Below are 26,791 nucleotides of genomic sequence, written 5' to 3'. Positions count from 1 at the left end.
TGTCGGCATAACCTTCGGTCAGAAGCTTGTCGGGAAAAGGTTCGGGCGCGCCGGAGTCGTTCTCCTGTTCGAGGTCGCTCTCGCCTTGTTTGTCGGGACTGCCGTTCGCTGTATCGTCGTCATCTTCCGCAGGTTCGTTTTCCGTTTGGCCCGATGCTCCGGGTTCCCGTCTTTATACGTCAGCTGAATCGTATAATTGACGACGCTGTACGTGCCCGCCGCTTCGGCGTTGGCGAGATGCGTGCTGTCGATACCCGTGCCGTCGCCGAATTCGGAACCGTCCGTGCTTACGCCGAGAAAGCTGTCGTCCAGGAACGTGCCATCCGGCCGAAACGCCAGGGTACTGCCGGTGGACAGTCCGACACCGCTCTGTCCTTCCGTGTAATTTGACGCGGTGTACAGGCCTTCCAGGCTGGGCCGATCCAGAGGCTCGTGACGAGCATAGAAATCGCCGTCGATCGCGATGCCTTTTTCGGAGATTTCCAGGGAATACGATTCGCCGCCGATCTCCAGTTTGTCGCCGTTTACCTTATAAGCGAGGCAGCCGTCCTCCGCGCATTCGATCTGTTCGCCTTCCAGCGGCGGAGGGGTTTCGACAACCTGCCGGTCGTCGAGGAAATAATAGTAGTCCCAGCATGTGCCGCCGCAGCTTCGGCTGCCCAACAGGTCGGCGGAAGCCCGGGCGAAGAAGCCTCCGCTCAGTTCGTTTCCGGGCGTCGCGGCGTCGTTTTCGGACCCGGACGCCTCGTTCCCGGACTCTTGCTGTTTGCTGTCGGCGGCTCCGGAATCGTCCGAACGATTGCAGGCCGAAAGAGTAAGCAGGGCAGCCAGTAAAAGCGGCAGCAGCGCCCGGCGCCGTACAACGGGAAGTAGGATTGTCTTCAAAAGTCGATTCTCCTTCCTGCGGGCAATGAGTCAATAAGCCCCTTTTTGTTACTAATTTATAATCGGAGCGCATAAAAGTCAAAACTTCGATCACTCCCAGAAATACTTCATCTCCCGATACCCGATATCCCATATTTTTTCCCGGCCTTCGATCGTGATCGTCAGCTCGTCGGCCTGTTCGAAAAACCATTTGAATTCAGCCGGTTCGCGATCCTGGTATTCCTCGGAATCGGACAGGATTTGCTGACCGTCTACCGAAATGCTCAGGCTTCCGCGGAGAACGCCTTGATCGGGGATTCCGTAATTCAGAAACAGGAACAGCTCCTTGCCTTTCAACTCATAGGTATAGACGGTTTTTTTTCCGTGTTCGGCGCCGTACACGTTGTATCGGGGTTCTACTTTTTGGCCGCCGAGCGTGAATATGCAAGGCCCGGCGGATTGAACGGGATTCCCCCGCGCATCTTTCCATTCGTTCAACGCCGTAAAAGGCCCTTGTTCTTCGGTGAACGCTTTATCGATCCCGCTGTAAACGATTAGTGTTCCCGCCAGAAGCAGGGAGGCGCAAAGTCCGGTAAAGATCGTTCTTTTCGGGACTGTTTTACCGCGGGTTCCAACAGCGTACGCTCCGTATCCGATTGCCGCGCCCGAGGAATTTTGAATCACGTCGTTGACGTCGAAACTGCCGAGTAAAGTCAAGGCTTGCAGCGTTTCGATTGTTAAAACGCACAGGACGAACAATCCGATAAATCGGACAAACGGCATCCGGTACAGCACCGGAACCAGCAGTCCGAACGGGATAAAAGCCGCGACGTTTCCGATGTCCACAATCGCCATCAAAGTCGGATGCAGAAGTTCGGACAAAGCCGGCATTTTAAAAAAGCTGTCGGGCATCCAAATAAAAGTATACCCGTTCGTTTGAGCGGCGGCGTCCGTTCTTCCGAAACCGAAAAACATCAAATAAAGAATCGAAGCGGTGTAGAGCAGGAACGCTGTGAACACGATCTTACGCTGTTTGGACATGACGGGCTCCTTCGCTGCGGCTTGTTTGATCTCAAAATGAATCGACCGCGGCAAGACGTTCCGCTATCATTTTGCGTTTCTGTTTGTAAGACCGCTTTTGACCGGGATTTGTATCCAACGGCTTGCGGCGAACAACAGCGGATCAAAAAAGAAAAAGCCCGCGAAAGAACGCGAGCTTTCAAGGCTGTAAATCGACAGGAAGCGAAACGGCTGTTAAAAAGTTTGCATTTTCGCCAAATAATGCTCCAACTGCGACTTCGCCGCCGGATCAGGCATATAAATCATGATCCGCTGATCGGGTTCGTTGGGGAATTGCAGCGTGATTTGTTCAAACTCCATCGCTCCCATATCGGGATGAAGCAGCTTTTTATAGCCGTCGAGAGAACGAGAAACTTCGTGCTGCTGCCACATTGTTGCGAAATCCGGGCTTGCCTTTTTCAAATCTTCAATCAACCGGTCAAAGGAAGCGTCGGACAAATAGCGCGCTCGCGAGGTCCGGAACTCGGCTGCCATTCTCCTCGAAACGCTGTTCCAATCCTCCGAACCTTCGCGCCACATCGGATCGGTAAATTGACGCCACATCAGATTGTAACCGTGCGGAAGCGGCGAACCGACGATTGTAAACAAGGCGTCCGCCGCTTGATTCCAAGCCAGAAAATCCCACTTCTTCCCGATGACATAAGCCGGATTCGGATTCAACTTGTCCAGCATGTCCTGAACGGAAGCGCCGATCTTCTCTTCGACGATCGTCGATTGAGGAGGAGGCGAATCTCCCGCAAGCAGAAAAAGATGTCTTCGCTCGTTGGCGGTAAGTTGGAGCGCCGAAGCCAGGCTTTCCAGTACGTCCGTAGACGGATGAATATCGCGCCCTTGTTCGAGCCTTGTATACCAGGAGAGCCCGATGTTGGCGATAGCCGCTACTTCTTCCCGCCTCAGCCCCTGGGTCCGGCGTCGGCCGGCGGGCGGAAGACCGACCTCCGGCGGGGAGAGGGAGGCCCTGCGATTGCGCAAGAAGTTACCCAGCGCCAGACGGCGCTCATGATCGTTCAAAGTCTTTTCCCCCTTATCCTGTCACTCGCAGACCCACCATCAAGCAGGTTATCGTCACCTTTTTACAGTCCAAGTATACTCAAGGCAGTTGACGAGTTCAACAATCCCGAGGACGAGGAGAATGAAGATGACAGCTATTTCCGGGCCTTTATTGGCGAATAAAGTCGTAATGATTACAGGGGCGGGACGAGGAATCGGAGCGGAGGCGGCAAGACTGTTTGCAAAGCACGGAGCTTCCGTAATGCTTGTCGCAAGAACCGAATCCGAGCTGAATAAGATCGGGGACGAAATAGCGGCAGCGGGCGGCGAGGCGGCTATTTTTGCAGCCGATCTGTCGCAGGCGGACAGCGTCGAAGCGGCGGTAAAGGCGACGGTAGAACGGTACGGCCGTCTGGACGGGGCGTTCAACAATGCCGGCGTAGGCGTGACCGTATCGCCTTTGCATGAGGAAAAAGAAGAAGATTTCGACCTCATTCAATCCGTAAATTATAAAGGGGTCTGGCTGTGCATGAAAGCCCAGATCAAAGCCATGCTGGAGACTTCGGGCTCGGGTTCCATCGTGAACGCCAGCAGCGTGGGCAGTCTGAAAGGAAACCCGGGATTGGGCGCGTACGGAGCATCCAAACGGGCGGTAAACAGTCTGACGCAAACAGCCGCGGTCGAATACGGGCCTTCGGGCATCCGCGTTAATGCGATTGCTCCGGGAACGACCATGACGGATATGATTCAGCAGTGGGTGGCGATCAATCCCGATATTATCGAACAAATCAGCGCCAAAACGCCTCTTCGGCGTCCGGCCGAACCGATTGAAATCGCAAATGCGGCAGCCTGGCTGCTCAGCGATTATTCTTCTTTCGTCACGGGAGTCGTTCTGCCTGTAGACGGAGGATTGAGCGTATAATAGACACAGCAAAGCCCGCGGAAGACGCGGGCTTTTGGGTACGAACGCTGTCGGCGTTCGAGACAGGTTTAATCGATCCTGCGCTTTGCCGGCTCTTTCCGATGATCGGGGAGAGCTTTTTGGTCTGCGGACGCCCCTTCCTTAGACCGCTCCGGCAATCTTATCGACCAAGCATAAACCGCTCCTGCTCCGGCCACGGCGGTAAGAATCCAGAAAACGGCTCGAATCCCCAGCAGCTTATTGTTAGGGAAAGGCAGCGGACTGTGCTCCGCCTGGTTATTGGACTCTTTTTCATTATCCCTGGCCTTCTGCCTCCGGGATGTGTTTTACTTATACTTATTAAATACGCATTTTCTGGGGGTTCCAATGAAAAAGAAAACATGGAAACTGGGCGTGTTGGCGGCACTCGGCGCGCTGGCGCTGTCGGGCTGCGGCAGATCGCTGACGGCGGAACAGGCGGTGCCGGAAGCTTACGGGAAGCTGACGTCCGCGGATTCGTTTGCGTTCGAGAGTTCGACGCAAATTCAAGTATCGTCCGAAGGCATCGACGCGGGCGGCACGGGCATGCTGGCGGCTCCGGCCGCAGCTCTGGCCAACGGCACGTTGAACTTGAGCATAAACGGAGCGTACGACAAAGCGCTGGGCGAACTGGAAGCGGAACTTTCGCTGGCGAGCACAGGCGAGGACGGGACGGAACTCAAGATTAATTCGGTGCTGATCGTGGCGGACGGCAAAGCCTACATCAAGATTCCGGACACGCTCGCAACTCTGGTCGGCGCGCCGCAGTTCGCGGGCAAGTTCTATCAGCCGAATATCAATATGGCGATCCCGCTGCAAACCGAAGACATTAACGGGCTGGCCGAAGATATTCTGCGAGTGGCGGCGCAGGAATACGACGGCAGCATCCTGATCAACGCCGGCTCGAAATCGGCCAGGGTGCCGGAAGGCGTCAAAGCCGATTCGGTTGCGCGTCTGGAACTGAAAGAGAAAGATCTGGAACCGGTATTCCGCAAAGCGGTCCGGGAAGTCGCGCCGCGGATCGTGGACGATGTGCTGGGCGGCAAGGAGTGGAAAGATAAGCTGCAAATCACCGACGAAGACCTGGAAGAGATGCACGCTTCGCTGGATAACACGAGCGACGAGTCGATCGAAAGCGCCGCGAAGCGGATCACGGACGCCGCCGATATCCGCAAAGCCGTGCTCGACCTGGGCACGAACCGGGACGGTCTGCCGCAGTACGGCAGACTGAGCATGGACTTCGATATCATGAACGGCACGGATACGGCGCAGCCGGTGTCCGTCCAAATCGAAGGAACGACCGTCTTCAAGAATTACAACGGAACCCAAACGTTCAATTACAGCATCCCGTCCGGCGACGAAGTCATTCCGGGCGGGTTCTAACGGACAAAACATCTGCGCCAGAGATTCAACGTGTCTTGAATCTCTAGATTCTAAGCAAAGTGAAAGAGCGGAGGGAGAAATTCAGTGAAGGAATGATAATGTTCGCCTTTGAAATCGGGAAGAACCCACTTAAATCTAATCAAAGCTTCCCGATTTCAACACGCGACCGGAACGAATTTCTCTCGCAGCTCTTGCATTTGTTTTACGAACAGGATTTCTAGACAACTTGAAGCTGCGACAACCCTTCCTTCCGGGAAGAATGTCGCGGCTTTTTTTGTAGAGGATACCGAGCGTCTTTGTTCATCATCAACAACGGCGGCGCAAGAATTGTAGCTTTTGAAACTGTTAGCCTTCCGGTGAAGTGCTTACAATGAATTGGAGCAGTGTTTCTGACTGTAATCCTATTCACGGAAAGGGAACGATTAGACATGGGTTATAAAAACAATAACGTCGGCTATCTGGACGGTGTATTGGCGTCGCGCGCAGTCGTCAAAAAGAACAATTATGCCATTTTGCCGCATGACGGCTTAGTGAATAACGTGGTCCCGGGATTCGAGAACACAAAGATCAGCATTCTGGGTTCGCCCCGGATCGGAGCCAGCTTCTCCGACTTTATCGCCGAGTTTCAAGAAGGCGGCAAGAATACGCTGGGCTTCGGCGGCGAAGGCATCGAGACCTTTGTTTATGTCATTTCCGGCAAATTAAATGTAAGCGATAGCAACGAAAGTCACGAATTGACCGACGGCGGTTACGCGTTCTTCCCGGTAAACGAGAAGATGTTTTTCGAAAACGGGCAGTCCGGCGTAACGGAAGTCTTCCTGTACCAACGCAAGTACGATCCGATCGAAGGGCACCAGGCCCGCAAAGTCGTCGGCAACCGCGCGGATATCGAGCCGATCGAATACGAAGGCATGGAAGACGTCCTGTTCTGGAACCTGCTGCCGGCCGACGACCTGGGCTTCGATATGAATATGCACATCCTGGAATTCTCGCCTGCCGCCAGCCACGGTTACGTCGAAACGCATTACCAGGAACACGGCGCATACATCCTGTCCGGCAAAGGCATGTACAACCTGGACAACAACTGGTATCCGGTAGAGAAAGGCGACTACATCTTCATGGCCTCTTACGTTCCGCAGGCCGCGTATTCCACAGACCGCAAAGAAAAATTGGCTTACGTTTATTCCAAAGACGCGAATCGCAACCCGGGTGTGTAAGCGTCGAAAAGGGGGCTATCCAGCATGTCGAGCATCGAAGAAAAAATGGTCAGAGTCACCAGCGGGCAGCTGCACGAATTGATCCAGAACAAGCTGATCCGAGCGGGTTTGAAAAAAGAACAGGCCGAAGAAACGGCGCATCACCTGGTGTACGCCGATCTGAGCGGCATCCATTCCCACGGAGCCGTGCGGGTGGAGTATTACGCGGAGCGGATCAACAAAGGCGGCATCAACGTGCAGCCCGAGCTCAAGTTCGAGCAGACCGGACCGAGCACCGCGATCTTCCACGGCGACAACACGCAGGGGCATTACGCGGCGAACGAAGCGCTGGAGCCGGCGATCAAGATGGCCAAAGAAAACGGCGTAGCCGTAGTCGGCGTATCCAAAGTCGGTCATACCGGCACGCTGTCGTATTACGTGCGCAAGATCGCCGAAGCGAACCTGATCGGCATCTCGATGTGCCAGTCCGACCCGATGGTCGTTCCGTTCGGCGGCGCGGAAAGATATTACGGTACCAACCCGATCGCATTCGGCGTTCCGAGCGCCGGCGAAGATCCGCTGATCTTCGATATGGCGACGACCGTGCAGGCCTGGGGCAAGATCCTCGACGCGCGTTCCAAAGGCAAATCGATTCCGGATACCTGGGCGGTGGACAAAGACGGCGCGCCGACAACCGATCCCAACCAGGTTAACGGGCTGCTTCCGATCGCCGGCCCGAAAGGTTACGGCCTGATGATGATGGTGGACATCCTGTCCGGCGTCCTGCTTGGTCTGCCGTTCGGCAAAGACGTCAGCTCCATGTACCACAATCTGCACGAAGGCCGCAATCTGGGGCAGATCTATATCATTATCGACCCGGAACGCTTTGTCGGACTGAAACCGTTCCAGGAATCGATCACGCGCACCATGAAAGAACTGAACGCGATCAAACCGGCGGCCGGCTTCGACCATGTGCAGTATCCGGGACAGGGCAGCCACGAACGGTATTTGAACAACCTCAAGGAAGGCGTGGATATTCCCGAGTCGATTATCCGCTATTTCGAGTCGGACGATATTCATTACAACCATTACGAGGGACTCGGCGCTTTCGCAAATTAATTGAATAAAAGCATTGAATGTTGAATCGTAATCGCCGGCGGCAGCGGGTTTGCGATTCAATCTTCAATGCTTTTTGTTTAACGGTTTTCGTCGCTCAGCGCGAGCGCAAGACGCAAATTCAGGGAGTGGCTGGGCGAGTTGACGGCATGGCCGAGGATTTCTTCGCAGCGCTGAATCCGGTATTTGACGGTATTGCGATGCACGAACAGGGCGGAGGCGGCGCTGGCGATCTCGCACTGCGCGCCCAGGTAGACCGACAGCGTTCGGCGCAGTTCGATCAGCGCGGGTTCTTTGGGATAAGCGAAGTCTTTGAGGATATTTTCGCAGAAAAAGCGCACGTCGTTCTTCTCCAAATGATGGAACAGCTGAACCATGCCTTTGTCCTTGTAATGGATAATCGGATGCGTTTGCAGCCTGCTGCGGCGTTCGTCGAACACCAGCTTGGCTTCCGTATAGGACTGGTTGATCCGTTTCCAGTCGGTATAAGGATTGCCGATACTGAAGATCAATTCGATCCCCAGGCTGTCGTGCAGCCGGTTTCGGATATCCAGCAGCTTATCGTCCAGATCTTCGACTTCGCGCTGGATCAGAAGCAGGGTTTCTTTGGTGACGCCGAAGAACAGCACCAGCCCGTTGGCGAATTCATCCGGGACATGCTTTTGCAGCCACTGGGAAGCCAGGGTCAACCGCTCTTCCCGATTGAGGTTGAGCATGGGATCTTCCAGCGCCGCTTCGTCGAACACATGGACCACCTGGTAGTGATTGGACAGCAGATAGCCGTGTTTCACATTCAGTTCGAAGGAACGTACGGACGGATTCGCTCCCGAATGGTAATCGATCAATTCCTTGAAATGTTCGGTGGCGATCGACTGCTGGGATTCCGATACTTTTTCATTTTTGAACAGGACGAACGACAGCACCATCGCCGCCTGATCGATCGCGAAGCTGGAGATCGGATACGGGATTTGTTCGGGATTCACGATCACCAGATAATGCGGGAAATACGTATGCACCCGGATCGGGACCAGCGAAACCTGGATCTCGTTCCCTTTCGGGCCGTTGATGATCAAAGAATCGCTTTCTTTGGACACGCCTTGAACTTTTTGTACGATCTGATTCACATAATGCTGCGCGGGGTTGCTGGACGGGTTGAACTGCTTGGAATAATCCATGATTTCTTTAAACGGATTCAGCAGGATCACGGGCGTTTCCACGATCTGGCTCAATTTATTAATTACAATTTGGTTAGTCGCATTTTGTACCAACAGGTTGAAAAACTTTTTTTGAATATCCAGCGCAAACGAAATCTCTTCGTACCGCGTGCCCCAGATCTTGTTCAGCAGCTGATGCAGCAGCGAGCCCAGCGAGTACGTATTGGGAATATCGATCAGCGGAAAATGGACTTTCTCCGCGTACGCGATAATTTCGGGTCGAATTTCGCCCAGGAACCGTCCCGTTTTGATGCCGAGGCCGACCGCTTTGGCGCGGATCAGGGAGTCGATCAACGCAATCAGTCCCTGTTGGTCGTCCGCATAACTCATCGCCGTGGTCAAAAGCAGCACATTGGCGGGAATATAATGTTCGATATCGGGCGTTTCGGAGATTTCCACGCTTTGTATCGTTTGATGCGTATCGACCGAACGCTCGTCCGTCAGCAGCTTGAGATCCGAGTAGCGGGAGAGATTGAGGATGTCGGCTATTGTCGTCATATCTGTATCCTTTCTGTAAGCCTGTATGGAACCGAAAGAATGATTCTTTATAAAGTATAGCATGTCTGCCGAACGGCCGGAGTGACGACAGTCAAGTAAATACCAGGGCGTGTCTTCAAACCTCGAAAGAAGCAGATTTGAAGACACGCCCTAAGAGAGATGGAGAAAATAAACATGTTCAAAGAACTGGATATTCCGCAACGAACGATTATGACGCCCGGACCGGTAGAAGCGCATCCGAAAGTGCTGCGCGCCATGAGCCATACGATCCTCGGTCAATTCGATCCGGCCTTTTTGTCCATCATGAACGAAGTCAAAGAAATGATCAAAGTCCCGTTCGGCACGGTCAACGAGCAGGCTTTTGTCATTGACGGGACGTCCCGGTCCGGGATCGAAGCCGCTTTGATCGCGCTGATCGAGCCGGGCGACAAAGTGCTGATTCCCGCTTACGGCCGCTTCGCGTACCTGCTGTCGGAGATCGCGCAGCGCGCGCGGGCGGAAGTGATCATGCTGGAAAAGGACTGGAACGGAACATTCGATCAGCAGGAGATTATCGACAAGATTGCCGAAGTGCAGCCGAAGATCGTCGCGATGGTGCACGGAGAAACGGCGAACGGACAAGTGCAGGCACTGGAAAAAGTAGGCGCCTACTGCCGCGGCCAAGACGTCTTGTTCGTCGTCGATATGGTCGCCACATACGGAGGAATGGAGATCGAGGTCGATAAATGGAACATCGACGTCGCGATCGCCGGTTCCCAGAAATGCGTCAGCGTGCCGTCCGGATTATCGCTGATCACCTTCAATAAACGCGCCCAAACCGTCATCGAATCGCGCTACCAGAAAGAACTGGGACTCAGCCGGACGGACCGCAACGACCGCTTTATCCAGAGCAATTACCTGGACCTGAGCCAGCTGATCCATTACTGGAACGACAGCCGGATCAACCATCATACCGAAGCGACTTCGATGATTTACGGCATTCATACCGGCCTTCGTCTGCTGCTGGAAGAAGGCATCGAGCGCGTCTACGCCCGCCATCGCCTGAACGACCGGGCCGTCGTCGCGGGCATCCGGGCGATGGGACTGGGGATTTACGGCGACGCAGCCACCAAGATCCCGACCGTCACGCCCATCCTGGTTCCTCCGGGCATCGACGCCGCCGCGATCAAAGACTTCCTGCTGGAACAATTCGGCGTCGAAATCGCGGGCAGCTTCGGCGATTTGCAGGGGAAGATCTGGCGCATCGGCAACATGGGCTACAGCAGCCGCAAAGAAAACGTCCTGCACGTACTCGGCGCCCTCGAAGCCGCTTTACTCTACTTCGACGCCCCGATCCACCCCGGAAAAGCCGTCAAAGCCGCCCTGGACGTCTATCTGGCCGATTCGAAAGAAACCAAGTAAGCAAGAATCCATAAAGTGCCGAACAACCGGATTCCTTTAACGCCGCCAAGTCGATAAGTCGAAAGCAAAATTCGGTGAGTAAAGGTTTTCGGAGCAAGTCGCTTTGGAAGCGGTGCATAAACTTTCGAGGACGATAGCGTCGCAAGGGCAGACTACAGACTTTCAGAAAAAGTCGTGGACCGTTAGAAGACATGGGTTTTAAACGTAGGTTTTAATAGAGGCCAATAAGCGGAGGGAAAAATTCAGTGAAGTCAAGACTTTCGGAGAAAGTCACTTCGGAAGGATATGCTTGATAGTGATCGCCTTTGAAATCGGGGGGCTTCCATTAAAATCCAATCAAAGCTTCCCGATTTCAACACGCGACCTAAAGTCTTTCGAAGAAAGACACATCGAAAGCCTACGCTAAAGAATTTCTCCCGCAGCTTCTAAGCCTCTTTAACGAATAGGATTTTAAAGCTAAACGGCTCACTCAAAATGTGCAGATTAAACAAAACCCGCCCAACGTTTTGTATAAATGACCAATGCTATTGAAAGCGGTTGTATTTATACTGAACCTAGCTTGACCCACACAAAAATAAAACGAGGTGAGCTTTTGTGATCCAACCCGAACCGCAAACAATCGACGAGCTGATGGACTGGATTTCGGACATATCGGATGTCGAAGGTCCCGGTACCACTCGATTGCTTTATAGCAAATCCTGGATCGACGCGCAGCAGGCTTTGAAGAAGAAATTCGAAGACCTCGGCATGACCGTCGAATTCGACGCCGTCGGCAATCTGTTCGCCACGATCGAAGGAACGGAACAGCCGGAAGAGATTATCGCGACAGGCTCCCATGTGGACACCGTGGTCAAAGGCGGTCGCTTGGACGGACAGCTTGGCATCATGGCGGGCTACATAGCGGTCAAGGGACTGCTGGAAAGCGAAGGCAAACCGAAAAAGTCCCTGCAAATCATTTCGATGGCCGAAGAAGAAGGCTCCCGTTTCCCTTACGTATTCTGGGGGTCCAAGAATATTTTCGGCATTGCCGATCGCAAAGACGTCGAACAAATCGCGGACGCCCAGGGCGTGAAATTCGTCGACGCCATGCGCGAAGCCGGATTCGACTTTATGCAAGGCGAACCGCGGCACAACCGGATTGCCGCTTTCCTTGAACTGCATATCGAGCAGGGCAACTTCCTGGAGAACACCGGCAAAAAAGTCGGCGTCGTCAACGCGATCGTGGGCCAGAAACGATATACGATCACGCTTAAAGGCGAAGCCAACCATGCGGGTACGACGCTGATGGAATATCGCAAAGACACCGTCGAGTGCATGGCCCGCATCGTGACGCAGAGTCTCGACAAAGCCAGAGCCGAAGGCAATCCGCTCGTGCTTACGTTCGGCAGAGTGGAGCCCAAGCCCAACACCGTGAACGTCGTTCCGGGGGAAACGCTGTTCTCGATGGACTGTCGTCACACCGACGCTGCGGTACTGGAACGCTTTACGCGGGAGATCGAGAGCGATATGAAAGACATCGCCGGCAAGATGGGCATCGAGATCGAAATCGATAACTGGATGAACGAGCAGCCGGTGCCGATGGACGCCGACATCATCGCAACCATCGAAAGCGTATGCAAAGAAAACGGCCTGAATTATCAGGCGATGCACTCCGGCGCCGGACACGATTCGCAAATCTTTGCGCCGCGCGTGCCGACGGGCATGATCTTCGTTCCTTCGATCGGCGGCATCAGCCACAACCCGGCGGAGCATACGGAAGCCGTCGATATCCAGCAGGGCGTACAAGCGCTGGCCGAAGCCCTGAAACGATTGGCCTATTAATCGATCGATAGACTAAAAAAGAAAGTTGGGTAGCGATGTCTACACTTCAAAACAAAAGTATTTACCCGCCGAATTATTGGAAAAGAGTCGTCTTTACGTTCTGTATGGGCTGGGCGATTATCTGGGTATACCGCTCCATGCTTTCGCCGATTTATACGGAAATTCAAGGCACGATCGGTCCGCAAACCAACGCGGCGATGGGCCTGATCGCTTCCTGTTATTTCTTCGGGTACACGGCGCTCCAGATTCCTTCCGGCATCATGGTCGACAAATTCGGCCAGAAGAAAGTATTGATTCCCGGCTTTATCGTATTTGCGCTGGGGGTTATCTCAATCGCATTCGCTCAAAATCTAACCATGATCTATATCGGTTCCGTGTTGGCGGGGGTAGGCTGTGGCACGTATTACGGCGCGGCGTTCTCGCTTACGGCGCAGCACGTTCCGCCCGAGAAGAAAGGCATCGCGACGGCGATCGTAAACTCCGGTTCCGCGCTGGGCCTGATCCTGGGGATGACGGGTTCGTCGTTCCTGGTCAAGCAGCTGCATCTGCCGTGGCAAACGATGGTCTTTATCTCGGCCGGCCTGATTATATTCCTGGTCGTCTGGTTTGCCGTCATGATCGTGGGCGCCAAAAATCCGCAAAACGTTCCGACCGCGCAGGCGGCCAAAACAGCCGCGAGCGACGAAACGATCGAGCCGCTGGCTCAAGCCGTTTCGGAAGAATCCAAGCCCAAAAAAGGCTTGTTCCGCAAAGAACTCGTGGCTTCTTATCTGCTGTATTTCTCGACCTGCTACGCGTATTACCTGATCGTCACGTGGCTGCCGAAATTCCTGGAGTCCGAACGCGGCATCCAGGGTTCGATGATCGGCCTGATTACGTCCATGATCGCGGTCGCCGCGGTTCCGGGTGCTTTGTACTTTGCCAGCCTGTCCGACAAAATGAAGCACAACAAGCCGAAAATCATTATCGGACTCGAAATCTCGTCGGTGGTCTTGATCTCGGTCTCGGTCTTCGTGCCGAATGCGGGACTGCTCGCCGGCGTGCTGCTGATGTACGGATTCCTCGGTAAATTGGCTGTCGATCCCGTCCTGATTTCTTACATCACCGATAAAGCCGATTCCAAATCGGTCGCGTCCACGCTCGGCGTATTCAACTTCTTCGGGATGTCGTCGTCCGTGATTGCGCCGGCGCTGACCGGTTACATTATCGATACCACCGGTTCGGGCCAATGGGGATTCTATATCGGGGCGATTATTCTGCTGATCGGTACGGTAGTGTTTACGATAAGCTCGCTCACTTCTTCTTCCAAAAAAGCGGCTCGCGTCTAACTAAAAACTCATAAAGAAGCAGGGCTATTAATACCTTGTCAACTCTTAATCTTACTTTTAGCGTTGACAAGGTATTGGAAGGCTTAATCCGACCAATAGTCCTGCTTTGTCATGTGTCCGGGTATTAAAGTTCGGAGTTTCGATCCAGCCATGCCGCGAGTTTGCGGTAGACGTCCAGGCCCAATTCGTTTGTCTGCGTGCGGTCGAAGTCGTGTTCCGCCGAGTCGACCAGATGAAGCTCGCTATCCGGGATGTACTTATGCAGCATTTTCGATTGTCTGACCGGCACGTCCGGATCGCGGTTCGCGGCGGCGATAAACGTCGCGGGCAGGCCGGCCAGCTGCTGCTTGGTCAGTTCGTAATCGCGGACCGGGTTCCGGTCGCCGGAAACGAAAGGAATCCAGTTCCCGCGCTGACGAACGGCCAGGTAAAGCAGGTAACGCTGCTCCGACGAAGAGGCTGCGACGGGGCTGTCGGCGGCAAGGCTGCGCATCGTCGCGTCGGACACCCGCGGATACTGGAGGAAGTGCCGTCCGGGGACGTGGAAGCCGGGATCGTTCAGACTGTAGTAGCCGTAAAAAGCGATCACACCGCGCGGCCGGACGACGGCATGCGCGGCATGGTACAAAGCCAGGTACCCGCCGGCGGAACGTCCCATCAGATAATAATCCGAGCGGTCCAGGTTCAATATGTGCGGGCCTTCCCGGACAAACCATTCGACAGACCGGCCGATCGACCGCATGATATCGGGCAGCTTGCTTTCGGGAGCGAGCGGATAATCGAGCGCAAGCAGGCCGTAGCCGCTCTCCGTCAGCAGCGAGATATAAGGCTCGGGCAGATCTTCCCGATGACCGAAGATCAGGCCTCCGCCGTGCAGGTAAAGAATCGTTCCTTTGTAAATTCGATTGCCTGTTCCGCGATAAAAAGTTCCGTTCAATTGCAGGCCGTCGACCGTATGAACAGGAACGGTCGTACATTCGAAGCCGGAAGAATCGTTCAGTTTAATCAGCGCCTTTCTATCCAATTTCCATAGTATTTTGCTATTAACATAGCACAAAGCGTCTCCGGCTTTTTTATTTAAAGTGCACAAAAGGCGGAGCGTTTTTATAGAGTGTGTGCATATTTCGTTCTAATGAAAGCGGTTATACTGGTAGTCAAAAGGAGGATATTCATGTTATATTCCGTGATTCAAAAAAATAATTATCAAGATTCGATCAACTTAATGTTGTTAACCAACTCCATCAATAAATTGGACGGCGTGAAGCAGGGGCAGGTCATGATGGCGACCGACGCGAACAAAGACATCCTCAAAGCGGCCGGATTGTTCACCGGGGAAGTGCAGGCGGCGGGCGCCAACGATATGGCGATCGTCGTCGAATCCGACGACTCCAAGGTGCTGGATCCCGTCGTGGAAGAAGTAAAGCGCTTCTTGAGCGACCTTGCGGGCAGCAAAAAAAGCGGCGGCGAAGTCAGCGTGGACAACTGGAAAGACGCGCTTGAGACAATGCCGGACGCCAATCTGGCCCTGCTGTCTATTCCGGGCATCTATGCCGCCGGCGAAATCGAGAAAGCGCTGGATTCCGGCCTGCACGTCTTCTCGTTCAGCGACAACGTCAGCATGGAAGACGAAATTCGCCTCAAGCAAAAAGCGCATGAGAAAGGACTGCTTCTGATGGGTCCGGACTGCGGAACGGGCGTATTATCCAGCATTCCGCTCGCTTTCACCAATGTGACCAATCCCGGGAATATCGGCATCGTCGCCGCGTCGGGCACCGGCATCCAGGAAGCCACGACGATTATCGACCGTCTGGGCGGCGGCGTCGTGCATGCGATCGGCACCGGCGGACGCGACCTGAAAGAAGGCGTCGACGCGCGGACCATGATCGACGCGGTCGTCGCGCTGGAGCAGCACGATCCGACGGACGTGATCCTGATTATTTCCAAACCGCCCTCCAAAAAAGTGCGCGACAACGTGATGCAGCTGCTGCAATCGCTGTCCAAGCCGGTTGTGGCGCTGTTCCTGGGCGAGAAGCCGGAAGCGCACATCGGCAACGTATCGCTGGCGTACACGCTGGAAGAAGCCGCCAAGATCGCGGTCGATATCGCGAACGGCGACGAAGTGCGGGCCAATTACAACGAGCCGATCGAATTTACGGTCGATCGGCCGCTGCCGGCGGGCAAAACGGTCAAAGGGCTGTACTCCGGCGGAACGCTGGCGAGCGAAGCGGCGACGCTGATCTCCGACGCGCTGGGCCTGGACAACGTCAAAGGCGAAGAAGGCTATATCCTGAACACGCAGGGCTTCCAGGTGATGGATCTCGGCGACGACGTGTACACACAGGGCAAACCCCATCCGATGATCGATCCGGAAGTGCGCGTGAACAAGCTCAAAGAAGTGCTCAAAGACGACACGACGGGCATCATCCTGGTCGACGTCGTACTGGGTTACGGAGCGCATGCGGATATGGCCGGCGCGCTTGCGCCGAGCATCAAAGACGCCCTGGCCCAGGCCAGGGAAACAAGCCGCCAGCTGCATGTGATCGGCACCGTGGTCGGCACGGAGCAGGACCCGCAGAACTATGCGCAGGCCGTTCAAACGCTGCAGGACGCCGGCGTAATCGTCGAAAGCAGCAATGCCCGCGCCATCAGGCTGGCATTGAAACTGATGGGCCGCGAGCTTCAAACCGCCGATAAAGGCCGCGTCGAATATACCGAAGCGAAGATCGAAGTGCCGGCGCCGGGCGAGAAAGTGCTCGAACTGCTAAGCAGCGTGCCGCGCGTTATCAATATCGGGATTCAAAGCTTCACCGAATCGATCACCGCGTTCGGCGGCAAAGCGCTGCAGTTCTCGTGGCGTCCTAAAGCCGGCGGCAATCAAAAGCTGATCCGCATCCTGAACGAGCTGGAGAAGCGCGAAGAAGAGATCAACGCGGCAAACGATAAAATCGTCGGCCGTCTGCTGGAATCGCAGCCGTTCCTGGTGGACGCGCGTCCGGCCAAAGAAGTGATCCCGCAGCTGAACACCGGCGAGAAAGTGATCCTGCATGCCGGACCGCCGATCAAGTACGAGAACATGACCGGCCCGATGAAAGGCTCCGTGATCGGCGCCATGCTGTTCGAAGGCTGGGCGGCCGATCAGGACGACGCGCGCCGTCAGCTCGAGAACAACGAAGTGAAATTCATTCCGTGTCACCATGCGGGCGCGGTAGGTCCGATGGGCGGCATCACGTCCGCGAACTTCCCGGTATTCATCGTGGAGAACAAAACGGACGGCACGACCGGCTTCTGCATCATGAACGAAGGCATCGGCGAAGTGCTTCGTTTCGGCGCCAACAACGAGAACGTCATCAACCGCCTCAAGTGGATGCGCGACGTGCTGGGTCCGGTGCTCGGCCAGGCGCTGAGAACGTTCGACGAAGGCTTGAACCTGAACGTGATGATCGCCCGGGCGATCGGCATGGGCGACGAGTTCCACCAGCGCAATATCGCGGCGTCGCTCGTCTTCCTGAAAGAAATCACGCCGGCGATTACCATGCTCGACGTCGATCAGCAGGATAAAGCGGACGTGATTCAATTCCTGGCGAACACGGATCAATTCTTCCTCAATATCATGATGGCGACAAGCAAAGCGATGGTCGATTACGCGCGCAAAATCAAAGAAGGCTGCGTCGTCACCACCATGGCGCGCAACGGGGAAAACTTCGGCGTCCGCATCAGCGCCCTGGGCGACGAATGGTTTAACGGTCCGGTCAATACGCCGGACGGCCTGTACTTCACGGGTTACTCGGCCGAACAAGCCAACCCGGACATCGGCGACAGCGCCATTACGGAAACGGTCGGCGTCGGCGGCATGGCGATGATCGCGGCTCCGGGCGTTACGCGCTTTGTCGGCTTGAGCGGTCTGGACGACGCGCAGCTCATCTCGGAAGAGATGCAGCGTATCTCCATCACCAACAACCCGACCTGGGCGATTCCGAACTGGAACTTCAAAGGCGCGACGCTCGGCATCGATATCCGCAAAGTCGTCGAGACCGGCATCACCCCGATTATCAACACGGGCATCGCGCACAAAGAAGCAGGCGTAGGCCAGATCGGCGCGGGCACCGTCAGAGCGCCTCTCGTATGTTTCGAGAATGCCCTGATCGCTTACGCCAAGTCGCTCGGCATCCAAGCCGGGGATGAATGATCGCGGTCCGATCATTCGGAACGCTTCGATCAGCTCTTATATCGGCGCCTACGTAGAACGGCAAATCCGGCAAAAAGGCGCCGTGCGGGCCAGAGTCCATTCGATTTTCCGGAATGGATTCAACCTGGACTGCGGCGATCGTCTGGTGTTCGTCGGGAAAAGCGAAGAAGGCTTGTCGGCGATCGGGCTTGCGCTCGGCTCCGAAGCTTTCGAGCTTATCCGGGCGGCGCTGTCGGTCGGCGACGCGGTGAGAATCAGCGCCTTTTTTGCCCAATCGGACAAAGACCTCGGACTGACCCTGACGTGCTACACCCGGCCTCTGGTCACAACCGCGACGCTGCCGGCGATCCGCAGCGTGGATCTGTCGATCCCGCATGTGAGCGCCGAGCAGTTGAGCCGGAGCGGTTTGTCGCAGCGGCTCGAAGCAGCCGGAGTGCGGGAACGGTCCGGGTTCGCTTTGCCGCCTTTGAGCGGATTGTACGAAAAATTCGTCGATACGCCGGAAGGTTTGGCCGAAGAAACCGTCCGCTCTTTGATCGGCGCGGGCGTCGGATTGACGCCTTCGGGCGACGACTTTTTGCAGGGAATGATCCTGTTTGAGCGCATAACCGGCAGCGGGACGCGGCTGGCCGACCTGACGATGAAGCTGCTGGAGCGGAGGTCGACGACGGATATCAGCATGGCGTATTACCGGGCGCTGCTCGGCGGTTATGCGAATACCGCATGGATCGAGCTGTGCGAAGCGATCCGCTCGGCCGACGAGGCGCGGACGATCGAAGCGATCCGGCGGATCCAGGCATACGGGGCGACATCGGGCAGCGACAGTCTGTTCGGCGTTCTTACTTTTTTGAAACAAGCAAATTGGAGGCTGTTATGGGAAAAAGAATCGTAATCGCTCTGGGCGGCAACGCGATCTTGAACGAAGATCCGTCCACCGAGGGGCAAATCAAAGCGCTGCGTCATACAAGCAAACAGCTGGTCGAATTGATCAAACAGGGACACCAGCTGATTATCAGCCACGGCAACGGGCCTCAAGTCGGCAATCTGCTGCTTCAGCAGTCGCTGGCCCAATCCGACAAGAATCCGGCTCTGCCGCTCGATACCTGCGTGGCGATGACCCAGGGAAGCATCGGCTACTGGCTGCAAAACACGATGAGCGAAGCGATCGCGGAAGCCGGACTCGTCAACCAGGTGGCGTCGATCGTCACGCAGGTCGTGGTGGACGAGAACGATGCGGCGTTCGCGAATCCGACGAAACCGATCGGTCCGTTCTTCACCCGCGAAGAAGCGCAGCAGGCGGCGGCGGGAACGGGCGAGACTTATGTGGAAGATTCGGGCCGCGGATACCGCAAAGTCGTGCCTTCCCCCAAACCGCAAACGATCGTCGAGTACCCGGTCATCAAAACGCTGATCGAAAGCGGCTATGTGACGATCTCGGCCGGCGGAGGAGGCATCCCGGTGAAGAAAGCGATGTACGGTTATGAAGGCGTGGAAGCCGTAATCGACAAAGACTTCGCGTCCGCCAAACTGGCGAATCTGGTCGAAGCCGATTATTTGTTCCTTTTGACAGGTGTCGACAACGTCTATGTAAATTATAATCAACCCGACCAGGAGAAGCTGGAAGACGTAACCGTGGACCAGTTGAAGAGCTGGATCGGCGAGAATCAATTTGCGCCGGGCAGCATGCTGCCCAAAGTCGAAGCGGCGATTTCGTTTGTGGAAAGCCGTCCGCAGAGCAAAGCGATTATCACGTCGTTGGAAAACATCGCTTCGATCTTCACCGGCGGTTCGGCTACCGTCGTACTGGCGGGCAATCCCGTCCAGGCCGTATAATCACCGAATATGAAGCAAACCAACAAGACCCTTTCGTCGCTGCGCAGGCAGTCGGCGAAAGGGTCGGCCTTAATTTCGAATTTGTAAGAAGGAGCTGGAATTTTGGCAAAAAACAAAAAGACGCTCAATTTAACGGCCCAAATTATGATCGCCGTCGTGCTGGGCGGATTATTCGGCTATTTCTTGAGCGGATGGGCGGAACGCACAGCGTTTCTGGGCGAGATCTTTTTAAGACTGATTCAAATGGGCATCGTGCTGCTGATCCTGGGACAAATGGTAGCGGCAATGGGCAGCCTGGAAATTCATAAATTGGGCCGGATAGGCCTGCGGACGATCGTCGTTTTTCTGGTATCTTCCACTCTCGCGTCCGCATGGGGCGTTCTTTTTGCGGCCTTTTTCCAGCCGGGCAAAAGTATCAGCGGAACCGTGGCGCCGGGCGTCGACGTCGAGACGGTTCAGGCGACGTTCAGCGAACTGCTGATCGGTTTTTTTCCTACGAATATTATGCAATCGCTGTCGGAAGGCACCATCGTGCATATCGTGGTATTCGGCGCGTTCTTCGGCATTGCGTTAAGTTTAAAATCGTCCGAAGGGGAATTGTCGATCCTGAAAGGTTTGAAAGAGTTTAACGGCGTTATCCTTAAAATGATCGAACTGATTATGAAGCTGGCCCCGATCGGGATTTTCTCGCTGATCGCCAGTACGATTTCCAAATACGGAATCAACGTGGTTCGTCCGCTGCTGTCATATTTGCTGATTTACGCCTGCGCAACGCTGCTGTTTCTGATCGTTTGGGAAGTCGTCGTCTCCGTGTACTGCCGGGTGCCGATCGTTACGCTGACCCGGAAGATGGGCAAAATGTCCCTGATCGCGCTCGCTTCGACTTCGTCGGCGGTCGCGCTTCCCACGGCGCTTGAGGATTCCCAGAAAAAGCTCGGGATGAGCAAAGAAGTGTCCACGCTCGTCCTGCCGCTGGGCATGTCGCTCAACAGCAACGGCGCGGCGATGTTTATGGCTTTGACCCTGACCACGATCGGACAGATCTACGGCGCGCACCACGGCATGAACGACTTTATCTTTATCGCCGTGCTGGCTACGCTCACTTCGCTCGCCAGCGCGGTCGTGCCCGGCGGCGGGCTGATCGCGCTGTCCATCGTCGTGCCGCAGATGGGACTGCCGATCGAAAGCATCGCGATCTTTGCCGGCGTGGAATGGTTTACCGGCATGATCCGCACGATCCTCAACGTCAACTCCGACGTATTCAGCGGTCTGGTCGTCGCCAAAAGCGTGGACAGCCTGGATCGGGACATTCTGCTGAGCGAGGAGGATTTCGATCCGGCCGCGCGAACGGAATAACCGTTTGAAAGCGCTGCGGAAACCGGTGGAGGAAGAAGAATAGGCGGTACACGGAATACAGTCCAGAAAGAAGCCCGGTTATTCGGGCTTTTTTCTGGTTTTATAAGCTGTCGTTCACTCGGATCTTCGCGGCAAATGGTCTTCGCTCAATACATAACGCGCATAATCTTTCGCACTGCGCTTGATCTCCTCGTCGCTTGCGCCGAACGAAGCGCCGAAAGCGGCAAAATGCGGCAGCGCGGTCGCGCCTACGTGACGGAGACTGGCTGTGAACGGAACGATCACTTCTTCTACGGTAAAAGAGACGGAGCCGTCCGGTTCGTAATTGCGGCGTTTATCGCCGATCGACATCGCCAGCCCGATCTGTTTGCCTTTGAGGCGGTCACCCGACGAGCCGTATGCCCAGCCGTAGGCGAATACGTCGTCGAACCACTTTTTCAATAGAGGCGGATAGCTGTACCAGTACAGCGGAAACTGTAAAACCACCCGCTCGTGCTCCTCCAGCAGCCGCTGCTCGCGGGCCGCGTCGATCGTCCAGTCGGGATATTCCGGGTAAAGCTCGTGCAGCGTAATCCGATCCGCATGCCGCAGCAGTTCCTCTTTCCAGCGGCGGTTCACCCGGGACACGTTCAAATTCGGATGCGCGAGTATGACAAGTGTTTTCATAACGGGGCTGATCTCCTTTCGTTTGCAGGTTCGGATACCGTCATTATCGTACAGGTTCCCGGCGATGAAAATACACACTGTAAAGTCACATTCTTACCTCGAAGTGCGTACTGGACCGGGCCGGAAATGTGTGCCACAATGAGGGATTAGAAGAAACGGAATCGACGAATCGGAAAAGGAGAGAGTGCGATGATCTATACGGCGCTGCTGCGCGGAATCAATGTTGGCGGAAACAACAAAGTCGATATGAAGACGCTAAAAAGCGCGTTCGAACGCGCAGGCATGGACAAGGTCAAAACGTATATCAATTCCGGGAATATCGTGTTCGCCAACGACGGGCTCGCCCATGCGGATTTGGCCGCGATGCTGGAAAAAGCGATCGAAGACGAATTCGGGCTGCGCATCCGGGTGCTTATCCGCAGCCTGGACGAAATGGAAGCGATCGCCGCCGTACTGCCGGAAAAGTGGAGCAACGACGCGGAGATGAAAAGCGATGTCCTGTTTCTCTGGGACGAAGTGGACGAATCTTCCGTTCCCGAACAGCTTCCGCTGACGCCGGGCGTCGGCACGCTGCTGTTCGCCCCGCGCGCGGTACTGTATTCCGTGAGCCGCGCCGACGCCGGCCGCAGCGGAATGACCAAACTGGTCGGCTCCAAACTCTACGCCCACATGACCGCCCGCAACGTCAACACCACGCGGCAGATTCTGAAATTGATGCGGGAGCTGCTATGAAACAGTATCGTCAGGGCATCGAAGCGACTCTTGAAATCATCGGCGGCAAATGGAAAGCGCTGATTATCTGCCAGCTGATGAACGGCATCAAACGCACCGGCGAGCTGCAGCGGCAAATTCCCGGTGTATCGCAAAAAGTGCTGATCCAGCAGCTTCGGGAACTCGAACAAGACGGACTGGTGCGGCGGCGAGTGTATGAGCAGATGCCGCCCAAAGTCGAATACGGCCTGACCGACTACGGTATTACCGCCAACGGGATTGTAGAAGTCATGTGCGCCTGGGGCACGGAAAATATTCGGCACAGACAGCGGCAGGGCGAAGAGATCGAACTGTTGGAGGAAGAGCCGGACGAAGAACGCGAAGTGCGCGGTCTTTAGAAAAACGAAAAAAGTTCCGCCCAATCGGGCGGAGCTTCTGTCTGCTGCGAATCACAATCTTACCGATATACCAGCCCGCCGTCCGTCAGAATCGCCTGACCGGTAATATAATCCGCGTCGTCCGAAGCCAGGAACGAGACCAGGTTCGCCACGTCCGCCGGGGTCTGGTAGCGTCCCAGCGCGATGGCGCTGGAGAATTTCTCGAACGCTTCGCCCGGCTTGAGGCTGTCGTCGTATTTGACCATTTCTTCGTCGATCCGGTCCCACATTTTCGTTTTGGCTACGCCCGGGCAGTAGGCGTTCACTGTAATCTGGTGCTTCGCCAATTCTTTGGCCGCGGCGTGGGTAAACGCTTTGACCGCGTGCTTGGTCGCCGAATACGTGCTCAGCATTTCGTAGGCTTCGTGTCCCGCGATGCTGCACGCGTTGATGACTTTGCCTTTGGATTCCTGTTTGATATACTGCTCCGCCGCGGCCTGCGTGCCGAACACCACGCCGTTGACGTTGATGCCGAACAGCTTGTCCAGCTGCTTCTCGTCGATCTCGAGAAAAGGCGAGACCGCATCGATGCCGGCATTGTTGACGAATACATCCAGATGCCCGAATCTCTCGACCGTCCGCGATACCAGATTGAACTGATCCTCGCGTTTGGACACATCCCCGGCCACGGCCAGCACTTCGTAACCGTCCGCTTCGAACTCTTTCAGCGTGGATTGCAGAAGGTCCTCGTTGATATCGTGAAGCACGACTTTAAATCCGTCTTTGGCCAGGCGCTGCGCAATTCCTTTGCCCAGGCCTCCCGCCGATCCCGTAACAACCGCTACTTTCGACATATCCATACCTCCCTAAAAGTAAAAGCTTCTTTATCAGTGTGCTCCATATTTTTATGATTGTCAACGCAAGTATATGGATGGCTTCAAGACTATGCTTACGAGACCAACGGATATTATCCGCATTTATCCGCATATCGCCGCCAGGACCGGGATCGTTCGGCCGGTTCCGCTCGCAGCGGATATGCCGAAGCGTGACGGCGGTATTCCGGCAGCCGAAAAGGATTAACGCCCGGGCTTGGAAAAAAGGAGTTAACGCCATCCGTCGTTTGCGCATCAATCCATGGAAGAAGAAGCTTGTCCCGCAAAATAATCGACTGTAAATTCCCGGAACAGCCGCGCCGCGCGCGATAAATAATGGCTTTTGTACCAGGACAGCGAAATGACGCGGCGGCACTCGGGGCTTTCGACGTGCAGCAGACGCGCTTCCGGACCGGTCGAGCCTTCCCACGAAACGGCGGGGATAAACGCGACGCCCTGTCCGGCCCGAATCAGTCCGCGCACCGTGGAAGGGTTGTCGCTTTCGAATACGATATTCGGCCGGAAGCCCGCCAGCAGGCACAGCCGATCGGTCGTATCGCGCAGGCTGCTGCCCGGAACGAGAGCAATAAACGGTTCGTTTGCCATTTCTTCCAGCCGGACGGATGTCCTGTTCGCGAGAGGATGGGTATCGGGCACGGCCAGGAACAGTTCCTCGTCGATCAGCGGAATACTTTCCGTATCCGGGATCGGCTGCCGGAACGACGAGATGCACAGGTCGAACAGCGGACGCTCCATACCGGAGAACTGCTGGATCAGGGTAAACGTAATCTGGGGATGCAAACGGCGGAACTCGGCCAGCAGGCCGGGCACGATATGCGAGCCGACCGGAAAAGCCAGGCGGATCGTGCCTTCGGCGCTGCCCGCCGCGTCGCGGACGTGATGTTTGCCGTCTTCGATCGCGCCGAGCGCGCGTTCGGCGTAGTCCAGGAAAATGCGCCCGTAATCGTTCAGCCGGATATACTTGCCCGTGCGGTCGAACAGAGCGGCGCCGAGTTCGTTTTCCAGATGCCGGATCGTTTTGCTGAGGGCGGGCTGGGCGATATGCAGTTCCTCGGCGGCGCGCGTCATATGCTGGAGTCTGGCGACTTTGCAGAAGTATTTGAGCTGAAGGAGTTCCATGATCGGCACCTGCATCCATATATTTTGAGTTATAAATCTATATCTATTTATATATTTTACAGTATGAAAAAGCGGCCGTAAAATAAAGGAAAAGAACCGGTTTGAAGATTGAAGGAGGAACGGGTTATGACAAGCGGTACAGGTAAAACGGCGGACGGACGGCGGATCTGGACGAGCCGCCGCGACGACAAGATTCGCCGGATGGGCAGAGCGGACAAGCTGGTAAACGGAAAAGTGCTGCCCGCGGACCGCATCGTCGATCTGCTGGAAGCGGTGCTGGCACCGGGCGACCGGGTCGTGCTCGAAGGCAACAACCAGAAGCAGGCGTCGTTTCTGTCCCGGGCTCTTACGCAGGTGAATCCGCAGACCGTGCACGATCTGCATATGATTATGTCGAGCGTCTCGCTGCCGGAACATCTGGATATTTTCGAGAAAAAGATTGCCGGGCTGCTCGACTTCTCCTATGCCGGGCCGCAGAGCGTGCGCATCTCGCAGATGATCGAAGACGATGTGCTCAAGATCGGCTCGATCCATACGTATCTGGAATTGTACGGCCGGATGTTCGTCGATCTGATTCCGAACGCCGCGCTCGTGGCGGCGGATCAGGCGGACCGCGACGGCAATCTGTATACGGGCTCGAATACGGAAGAAACGCCGACGATCGTCGAAGCGGCGGCGTTCCGGGGCGGCATCGTGATCGTACAGGTCAACGAGATCGTGGACCGGGTGCCGCGCGTCGATATTCCGGGCTCGTGGGTGGATTACGTCGTCGAGTCGGACAAGCCTTACAAGCTCGAAGCGCTGTTTACCCGCGATCCGCGCCAGATCAAAGAAACGCATATCCTGATGGGCATGATGGCGATCCGCGGGATTTACGAGAAGCATCGGGTGCAGTCGCTCAATCACGGGATCGGCTTCAATACGGCGGCGATCGAGCTGCTGCTGCCGACCTACGGACAGCAGCTCGGGCTCAAAGGGCAAATCTGCCGCAGCTGGGTGCTCAATCCGCATCCGACGCTGATTCCGGCGATCGAAAGCGGCTGGGTGGACAGCGTGCACTGTTTCGGCGGGGAGGTCGGCATGGAGCGCTATACGGCGGCCCGGCCGGATATTTTCTTCACCGGACCGGACGGTTCGATGCGTTCCAACCGCACGCTCGGGCAGGTGGCCGGACAGTACGCGGTGGATATGTTTATCGGTTCTTCGCTGCAGATCGATCCGGACGGCAATTCGTCGACCGTGACGTCGGGACGCCTCAGCGGTTTCGGCGGTGCGCCGAATATGGGGCACGATCCGGGCGGCAGACGCCACGATACGCAGGCCTGGCTCGATATGATCGCGGGCAAAGAAGATCCGCTCGTGCGCGGCAAAAAGCTGGTCGTGCAGATGGTGGAAACGTACCGGAGCGGCGAGCAGCCGACGTTCGTCGATTCGCTGGACGCGATCAACGTCGCCGGCGAAGCGGGACTGCCGATCGCGCCGGTCATGATCTACGGCGGCGACGTCACGCATGTGGTCACGGAAGAAGGGATCGCCTACCTGTACAAAGCGCGCGATCTCGAGGAACGCCGCCGGGCGATTGCCGCCGTGGCTGGCGTAACGGAGCTGGGCCGCTCGCAGGAAGAAAGCGTCAACGAGGAACTGCGCCGCGGCGGCCTGGTCGCGTACCCGGAAGATCTGGAGGTTCGCCGCACGGACGCCAGGCGTTCGCTGCTGGCGGCCAAAAGTATCGAGGAGCTGGTCGAATGGTCCGGAGGATTGTACAACCCGCCGTCCAAATTCCGCAGCTGGTAAACGCGGGAGCGGCAGGCGGGGAAGC

Annotated in this window: 22 protein-coding genes and 1 pseudogene; 15 read left to right on the top strand and 8 right to left on the bottom strand. The window is 55.8% G+C overall.

Features of this window, described 5'->3' with window-relative positions; genetic code table 11:
• Window positions 1-18: 18 nt before the first annotated feature.
• The 3 genes from QWJ34_RS11705 to QWJ34_RS11695 form a co-directional block, all read right to left on the bottom strand.
• Window positions 19-885, bottom strand: a complete 867-nt coding sequence (locus QWJ34_RS11705) for a hypothetical protein (protein ID WP_302727919.1) — start codon at window positions 883-885, stop codon at window positions 19-21.
• A 90-nt stretch (window positions 886-975) separates the two neighbouring features.
• A complete protein-coding gene (locus tag QWJ34_RS11700) occupies window positions 976-1,905 on the bottom strand; it encodes a VanZ family protein (RefSeq protein WP_302727917.1) in 930 nt (309 codons plus the stop codon).
• A 213-nt stretch (window positions 1,906-2,118) separates the two neighbouring features.
• Window positions 2,119-2,955, bottom strand: coding sequence for a helix-turn-helix transcriptional regulator (locus QWJ34_RS11695; RefSeq protein WP_302727915.1), 837 nt, complete (start codon window positions 2,953-2,955; stop codon window positions 2,119-2,121).
• Between the two features lie 127 nt (window positions 2,956-3,082).
• On the opposite strand from QWJ34_RS11695, the gene QWJ34_RS11690 reads away from it, so the two are divergent.
• The 4 genes from QWJ34_RS11690 to allD all read left to right on the top strand — a co-directional run bounded on the left by QWJ34_RS11690 (window position 3,083) and on the right by allD (window position 7,572).
• On the top strand, window positions 3,083-3,856 hold the full coding sequence (locus QWJ34_RS11690) for an SDR family NAD(P)-dependent oxidoreductase (protein WP_302727913.1): 774 nt from the start codon (window positions 3,083-3,085) through the stop codon (window positions 3,854-3,856).
• Between the two features lie 366 nt (window positions 3,857-4,222).
• Window positions 4,223-5,257 (top strand): hypothetical protein, encoded by a 1,035-nt coding sequence (locus tag QWJ34_RS11685; RefSeq protein ID WP_302727911.1) that lies wholly within the window; start codon window positions 4,223-4,225, stop codon window positions 5,255-5,257.
• Between the two features lie 428 nt (window positions 5,258-5,685).
• Window positions 5,686-6,474 (top strand): (S)-ureidoglycine aminohydrolase, encoded by a 789-nt coding sequence (gene allE, locus QWJ34_RS11680; protein ID WP_302727909.1) that lies wholly within the window; start codon window positions 5,686-5,688, stop codon window positions 6,472-6,474.
• Between the two features lie 24 nt (window positions 6,475-6,498).
• Window positions 6,499-7,572 (top strand): ureidoglycolate dehydrogenase, encoded by a 1,074-nt coding sequence (gene allD / locus QWJ34_RS11675; RefSeq protein ID WP_302727907.1) that lies wholly within the window; start codon window positions 6,499-6,501, stop codon window positions 7,570-7,572.
• A gap of 77 nt (window positions 7,573-7,649) precedes the next feature.
• Here the strand turns inward: allD and QWJ34_RS11670 are convergent, their stop codons facing one another.
• Complete coding sequence (locus QWJ34_RS11670) at window positions 7,650-9,281, bottom strand: PucR family transcriptional regulator (RefSeq protein WP_302727905.1); 1,632 nt, start codon at window positions 9,279-9,281, stop codon at window positions 7,650-7,652.
• Window positions 9,282-9,455: 174 nt separating this feature from the next.
• Between QWJ34_RS11670 and QWJ34_RS11665 the strand changes: the two genes are divergently transcribed.
• The 3 genes from QWJ34_RS11665 (at window position 9,456) to QWJ34_RS11655 (ending at window position 13,831) form a co-directional block, all read left to right on the top strand.
• The gene (locus tag QWJ34_RS11665) at window positions 9,456-10,682 is read left to right on the top strand and encodes a pyridoxal-phosphate-dependent aminotransferase family protein (protein ID WP_302727903.1); all 1,227 of its coding nucleotides are present in this window, start codon (window positions 9,456-9,458) and stop codon (window positions 10,680-10,682) included.
• A gap of 597 nt (window positions 10,683-11,279) precedes the next feature.
• Window positions 11,280-12,503, top strand: coding sequence for an allantoate deiminase (gene allC, locus QWJ34_RS11660; RefSeq protein WP_483314265.1), 1,224 nt, complete (start codon window positions 11,280-11,282; stop codon window positions 12,501-12,503).
• A gap of 35 nt (window positions 12,504-12,538) precedes the next feature.
• Entirely contained in the window at window positions 12,539-13,831 is a 1,293-nt protein-coding gene (locus tag QWJ34_RS11655) for an MFS transporter (protein WP_302727899.1), read from the top strand.
• A 124-nt stretch (window positions 13,832-13,955) separates the two neighbouring features.
• Here QWJ34_RS11655 and QWJ34_RS11650 read toward each other — a convergent pair whose 3' ends face one another.
• Complete coding sequence (locus QWJ34_RS11650) at window positions 13,956-14,855, bottom strand: alpha/beta hydrolase (RefSeq protein ID WP_302727897.1); 900 nt, start codon at window positions 14,853-14,855, stop codon at window positions 13,956-13,958.
• A 108-nt stretch (window positions 14,856-14,963) separates the two neighbouring features.
• Between QWJ34_RS11650 and fdrA the strand changes: the two are divergent.
• The 5 genes and pseudogenes from fdrA to QWJ34_RS11625 form a co-directional block, all read left to right on the top strand.
• Window positions 14,964-16,724 (top strand): annotated as a pseudogene (fdrA, locus tag QWJ34_RS11645) (acyl-CoA synthetase FdrA); the annotation flags it as partial.
• Window positions 16,725-16,733: 9 nt separating this feature from the next.
• The gene (locus QWJ34_RS11640; protein ID WP_302728207.1) at window positions 16,734-18,017 is read left to right on the top strand and encodes a YlbE family protein; all 1,284 of its coding nucleotides are present in this window, start codon (window positions 16,734-16,736) and stop codon (window positions 18,015-18,017) included.
• Window positions 18,010-18,909, top strand: coding sequence for an oxamate carbamoyltransferase subunit AllH family protein (locus QWJ34_RS11635; RefSeq protein ID WP_302727895.1), 900 nt, complete (start codon window positions 18,010-18,012; stop codon window positions 18,907-18,909). Before QWJ34_RS11640 ends, QWJ34_RS11635 begins: the two co-directional genes overlap by 8 nt.
• A complete protein-coding gene (gene arcC / locus QWJ34_RS11630) occupies window positions 18,891-19,850 on the top strand; it encodes a carbamate kinase (protein ID WP_302727893.1) in 960 nt (319 codons plus the stop codon). Before QWJ34_RS11635 ends, arcC begins: the two co-directional genes overlap by 19 nt.
• Window positions 19,851-19,952: 102 nt before the next feature.
• Window positions 19,953-21,206 (top strand): dicarboxylate/amino acid:cation symporter, encoded by a 1,254-nt coding sequence (locus QWJ34_RS11625; RefSeq protein WP_302727891.1) that lies wholly within the window; start codon window positions 19,953-19,955, stop codon window positions 21,204-21,206.
• Between the two features lie 114 nt (window positions 21,207-21,320).
• Here QWJ34_RS11625 and QWJ34_RS11620 read toward each other — a convergent pair whose 3' ends face one another.
• A complete protein-coding gene (locus tag QWJ34_RS11620; protein ID WP_302727889.1) occupies window positions 21,321-21,872 on the bottom strand; it encodes an NAD(P)H-dependent oxidoreductase in 552 nt (183 codons plus the stop codon).
• 189 nt (window positions 21,873-22,061) lie between these two features.
• On the opposite strand from QWJ34_RS11620, the gene QWJ34_RS11615 reads away from it, so the two are divergent.
• Together QWJ34_RS11615 and QWJ34_RS11610 are read left to right on the top strand one after the other, a co-directional pair.
• Window positions 22,062-22,604, top strand: a complete 543-nt coding sequence (locus tag QWJ34_RS11615; protein ID WP_302727887.1) for a DUF1697 domain-containing protein — start codon at window positions 22,062-22,064, stop codon at window positions 22,602-22,604.
• Window positions 22,601-22,981: a winged helix-turn-helix transcriptional regulator gene (locus tag QWJ34_RS11610; RefSeq protein WP_302727885.1), complete on the top strand. Its 381-nt coding sequence runs from the start codon at window positions 22,601-22,603 to the stop codon at window positions 22,979-22,981. Before QWJ34_RS11615 ends, QWJ34_RS11610 begins: the two co-directional genes overlap by 4 nt.
• A gap of 59 nt (window positions 22,982-23,040) precedes the next feature.
• Here the strand turns inward: QWJ34_RS11610 and QWJ34_RS11605 are convergent, their stop codons facing one another.
• Both QWJ34_RS11605 and QWJ34_RS11600 read right to left on the bottom strand, forming a co-directional pair.
• A complete protein-coding gene (locus QWJ34_RS11605) occupies window positions 23,041-23,814 on the bottom strand; it encodes an acetoin reductase (protein WP_302727883.1) in 774 nt (257 codons plus the stop codon).
• A gap of 273 nt (window positions 23,815-24,087) precedes the next feature.
• Window positions 24,088-24,972, bottom strand: a complete 885-nt coding sequence (locus QWJ34_RS11600) for a LysR family transcriptional regulator (RefSeq protein ID WP_302727881.1) — start codon at window positions 24,970-24,972, stop codon at window positions 24,088-24,090.
• A gap of 126 nt (window positions 24,973-25,098) precedes the next feature.
• On the opposite strand from QWJ34_RS11600, the gene mdcA reads away from it, so the two are divergent.
• A complete protein-coding gene (mdcA, locus tag QWJ34_RS11595; RefSeq protein WP_302727879.1) occupies window positions 25,099-26,766 on the top strand; it encodes a malonate decarboxylase subunit alpha in 1,668 nt (555 codons plus the stop codon).
• Window positions 26,767-26,791 lie beyond the last annotated feature (25 nt).

Origin of the sequence: Saccharibacillus sp. CPCC 101409, assembly GCF_030518235.1 — a bacterium.
Classification (GTDB): Bacteria; Bacillota; Bacilli; order Paenibacillales; family Paenibacillaceae; genus Saccharibacillus.
Note: the sequence above shows the minus strand (reverse complement) of the source record. Positions and strands in the feature narration are given on the sequence as shown.

What these genes read in the sequence shown, in the direction of transcription:
- QWJ34_RS11605 (WP_302727883.1), bottom strand. Translation starts at nt 23,814, where the DNA reads ATGTCGAAAGTAGCGGTTGTTACGGGATCGGCGGGAGGCCTGGGCAAA.
- QWJ34_RS11610 (WP_302727885.1), top strand. Translation starts at nt 22,601, where the DNA reads ATGAAACAGTATCGTCAGGGCATCGAAGCGACTCTTGAAATCATCGGC.
- QWJ34_RS11665 (WP_302727903.1), top strand. Translation starts at nt 9,456, where the DNA reads ATGTTCAAAGAACTGGATATTCCGCAACGAACGATTATGACGCCCGGA.
- QWJ34_RS11685 (WP_302727911.1), top strand. Translation starts at nt 4,223, where the DNA reads ATGAAAAAGAAAACATGGAAACTGGGCGTGTTGGCGGCACTCGGCGCG.
- QWJ34_RS11620 (WP_302727889.1), bottom strand. Translation starts at nt 21,872, where the DNA reads ATGAAAACACTTGTCATACTCGCGCATCCGAATTTGAACGTGTCCCGG.
- allD (WP_302727907.1), top strand. Translation starts at nt 6,499, where the DNA reads ATGTCGAGCATCGAAGAAAAAATGGTCAGAGTCACCAGCGGGCAGCTG.
- arcC (WP_302727893.1), top strand. Translation starts at nt 18,891, where the DNA reads ATGGGAAAAAGAATCGTAATCGCTCTGGGCGGCAACGCGATCTTGAAC.
- mdcA (WP_302727879.1), top strand. Translation starts at nt 25,099, where the DNA reads ATGACAAGCGGTACAGGTAAAACGGCGGACGGACGGCGGATCTGGACG.
- QWJ34_RS11670 (WP_302727905.1), bottom strand. Translation starts at nt 9,281, where the DNA reads ATGACGACAATAGCCGACATCCTCAATCTCTCCCGCTACTCGGATCTC.
- QWJ34_RS11700 (WP_302727917.1), bottom strand. Translation starts at nt 1,905, where the DNA reads ATGTCCAAACAGCGTAAGATCGTGTTCACAGCGTTCCTGCTCTACACC.
- QWJ34_RS11690 (WP_302727913.1), top strand. Translation starts at nt 3,083, where the DNA reads ATGACAGCTATTTCCGGGCCTTTATTGGCGAATAAAGTCGTAATGATT.
- allE (WP_302727909.1), top strand. Translation starts at nt 5,686, where the DNA reads ATGGGTTATAAAAACAATAACGTCGGCTATCTGGACGGTGTATTGGCG.
- QWJ34_RS11655 (WP_302727899.1), top strand. Translation starts at nt 12,539, where the DNA reads ATGTCTACACTTCAAAACAAAAGTATTTACCCGCCGAATTATTGGAAA.
- QWJ34_RS11615 (WP_302727887.1), top strand. Translation starts at nt 22,062, where the DNA reads ATGATCTATACGGCGCTGCTGCGCGGAATCAATGTTGGCGGAAACAAC.
- QWJ34_RS11635 (WP_302727895.1), top strand. Translation starts at nt 18,010, where the DNA reads ATGAATGATCGCGGTCCGATCATTCGGAACGCTTCGATCAGCTCTTAT.
- QWJ34_RS11600 (WP_302727881.1), bottom strand. Translation starts at nt 24,972, where the DNA reads ATGGAACTCCTTCAGCTCAAATACTTCTGCAAAGTCGCCAGACTCCAG.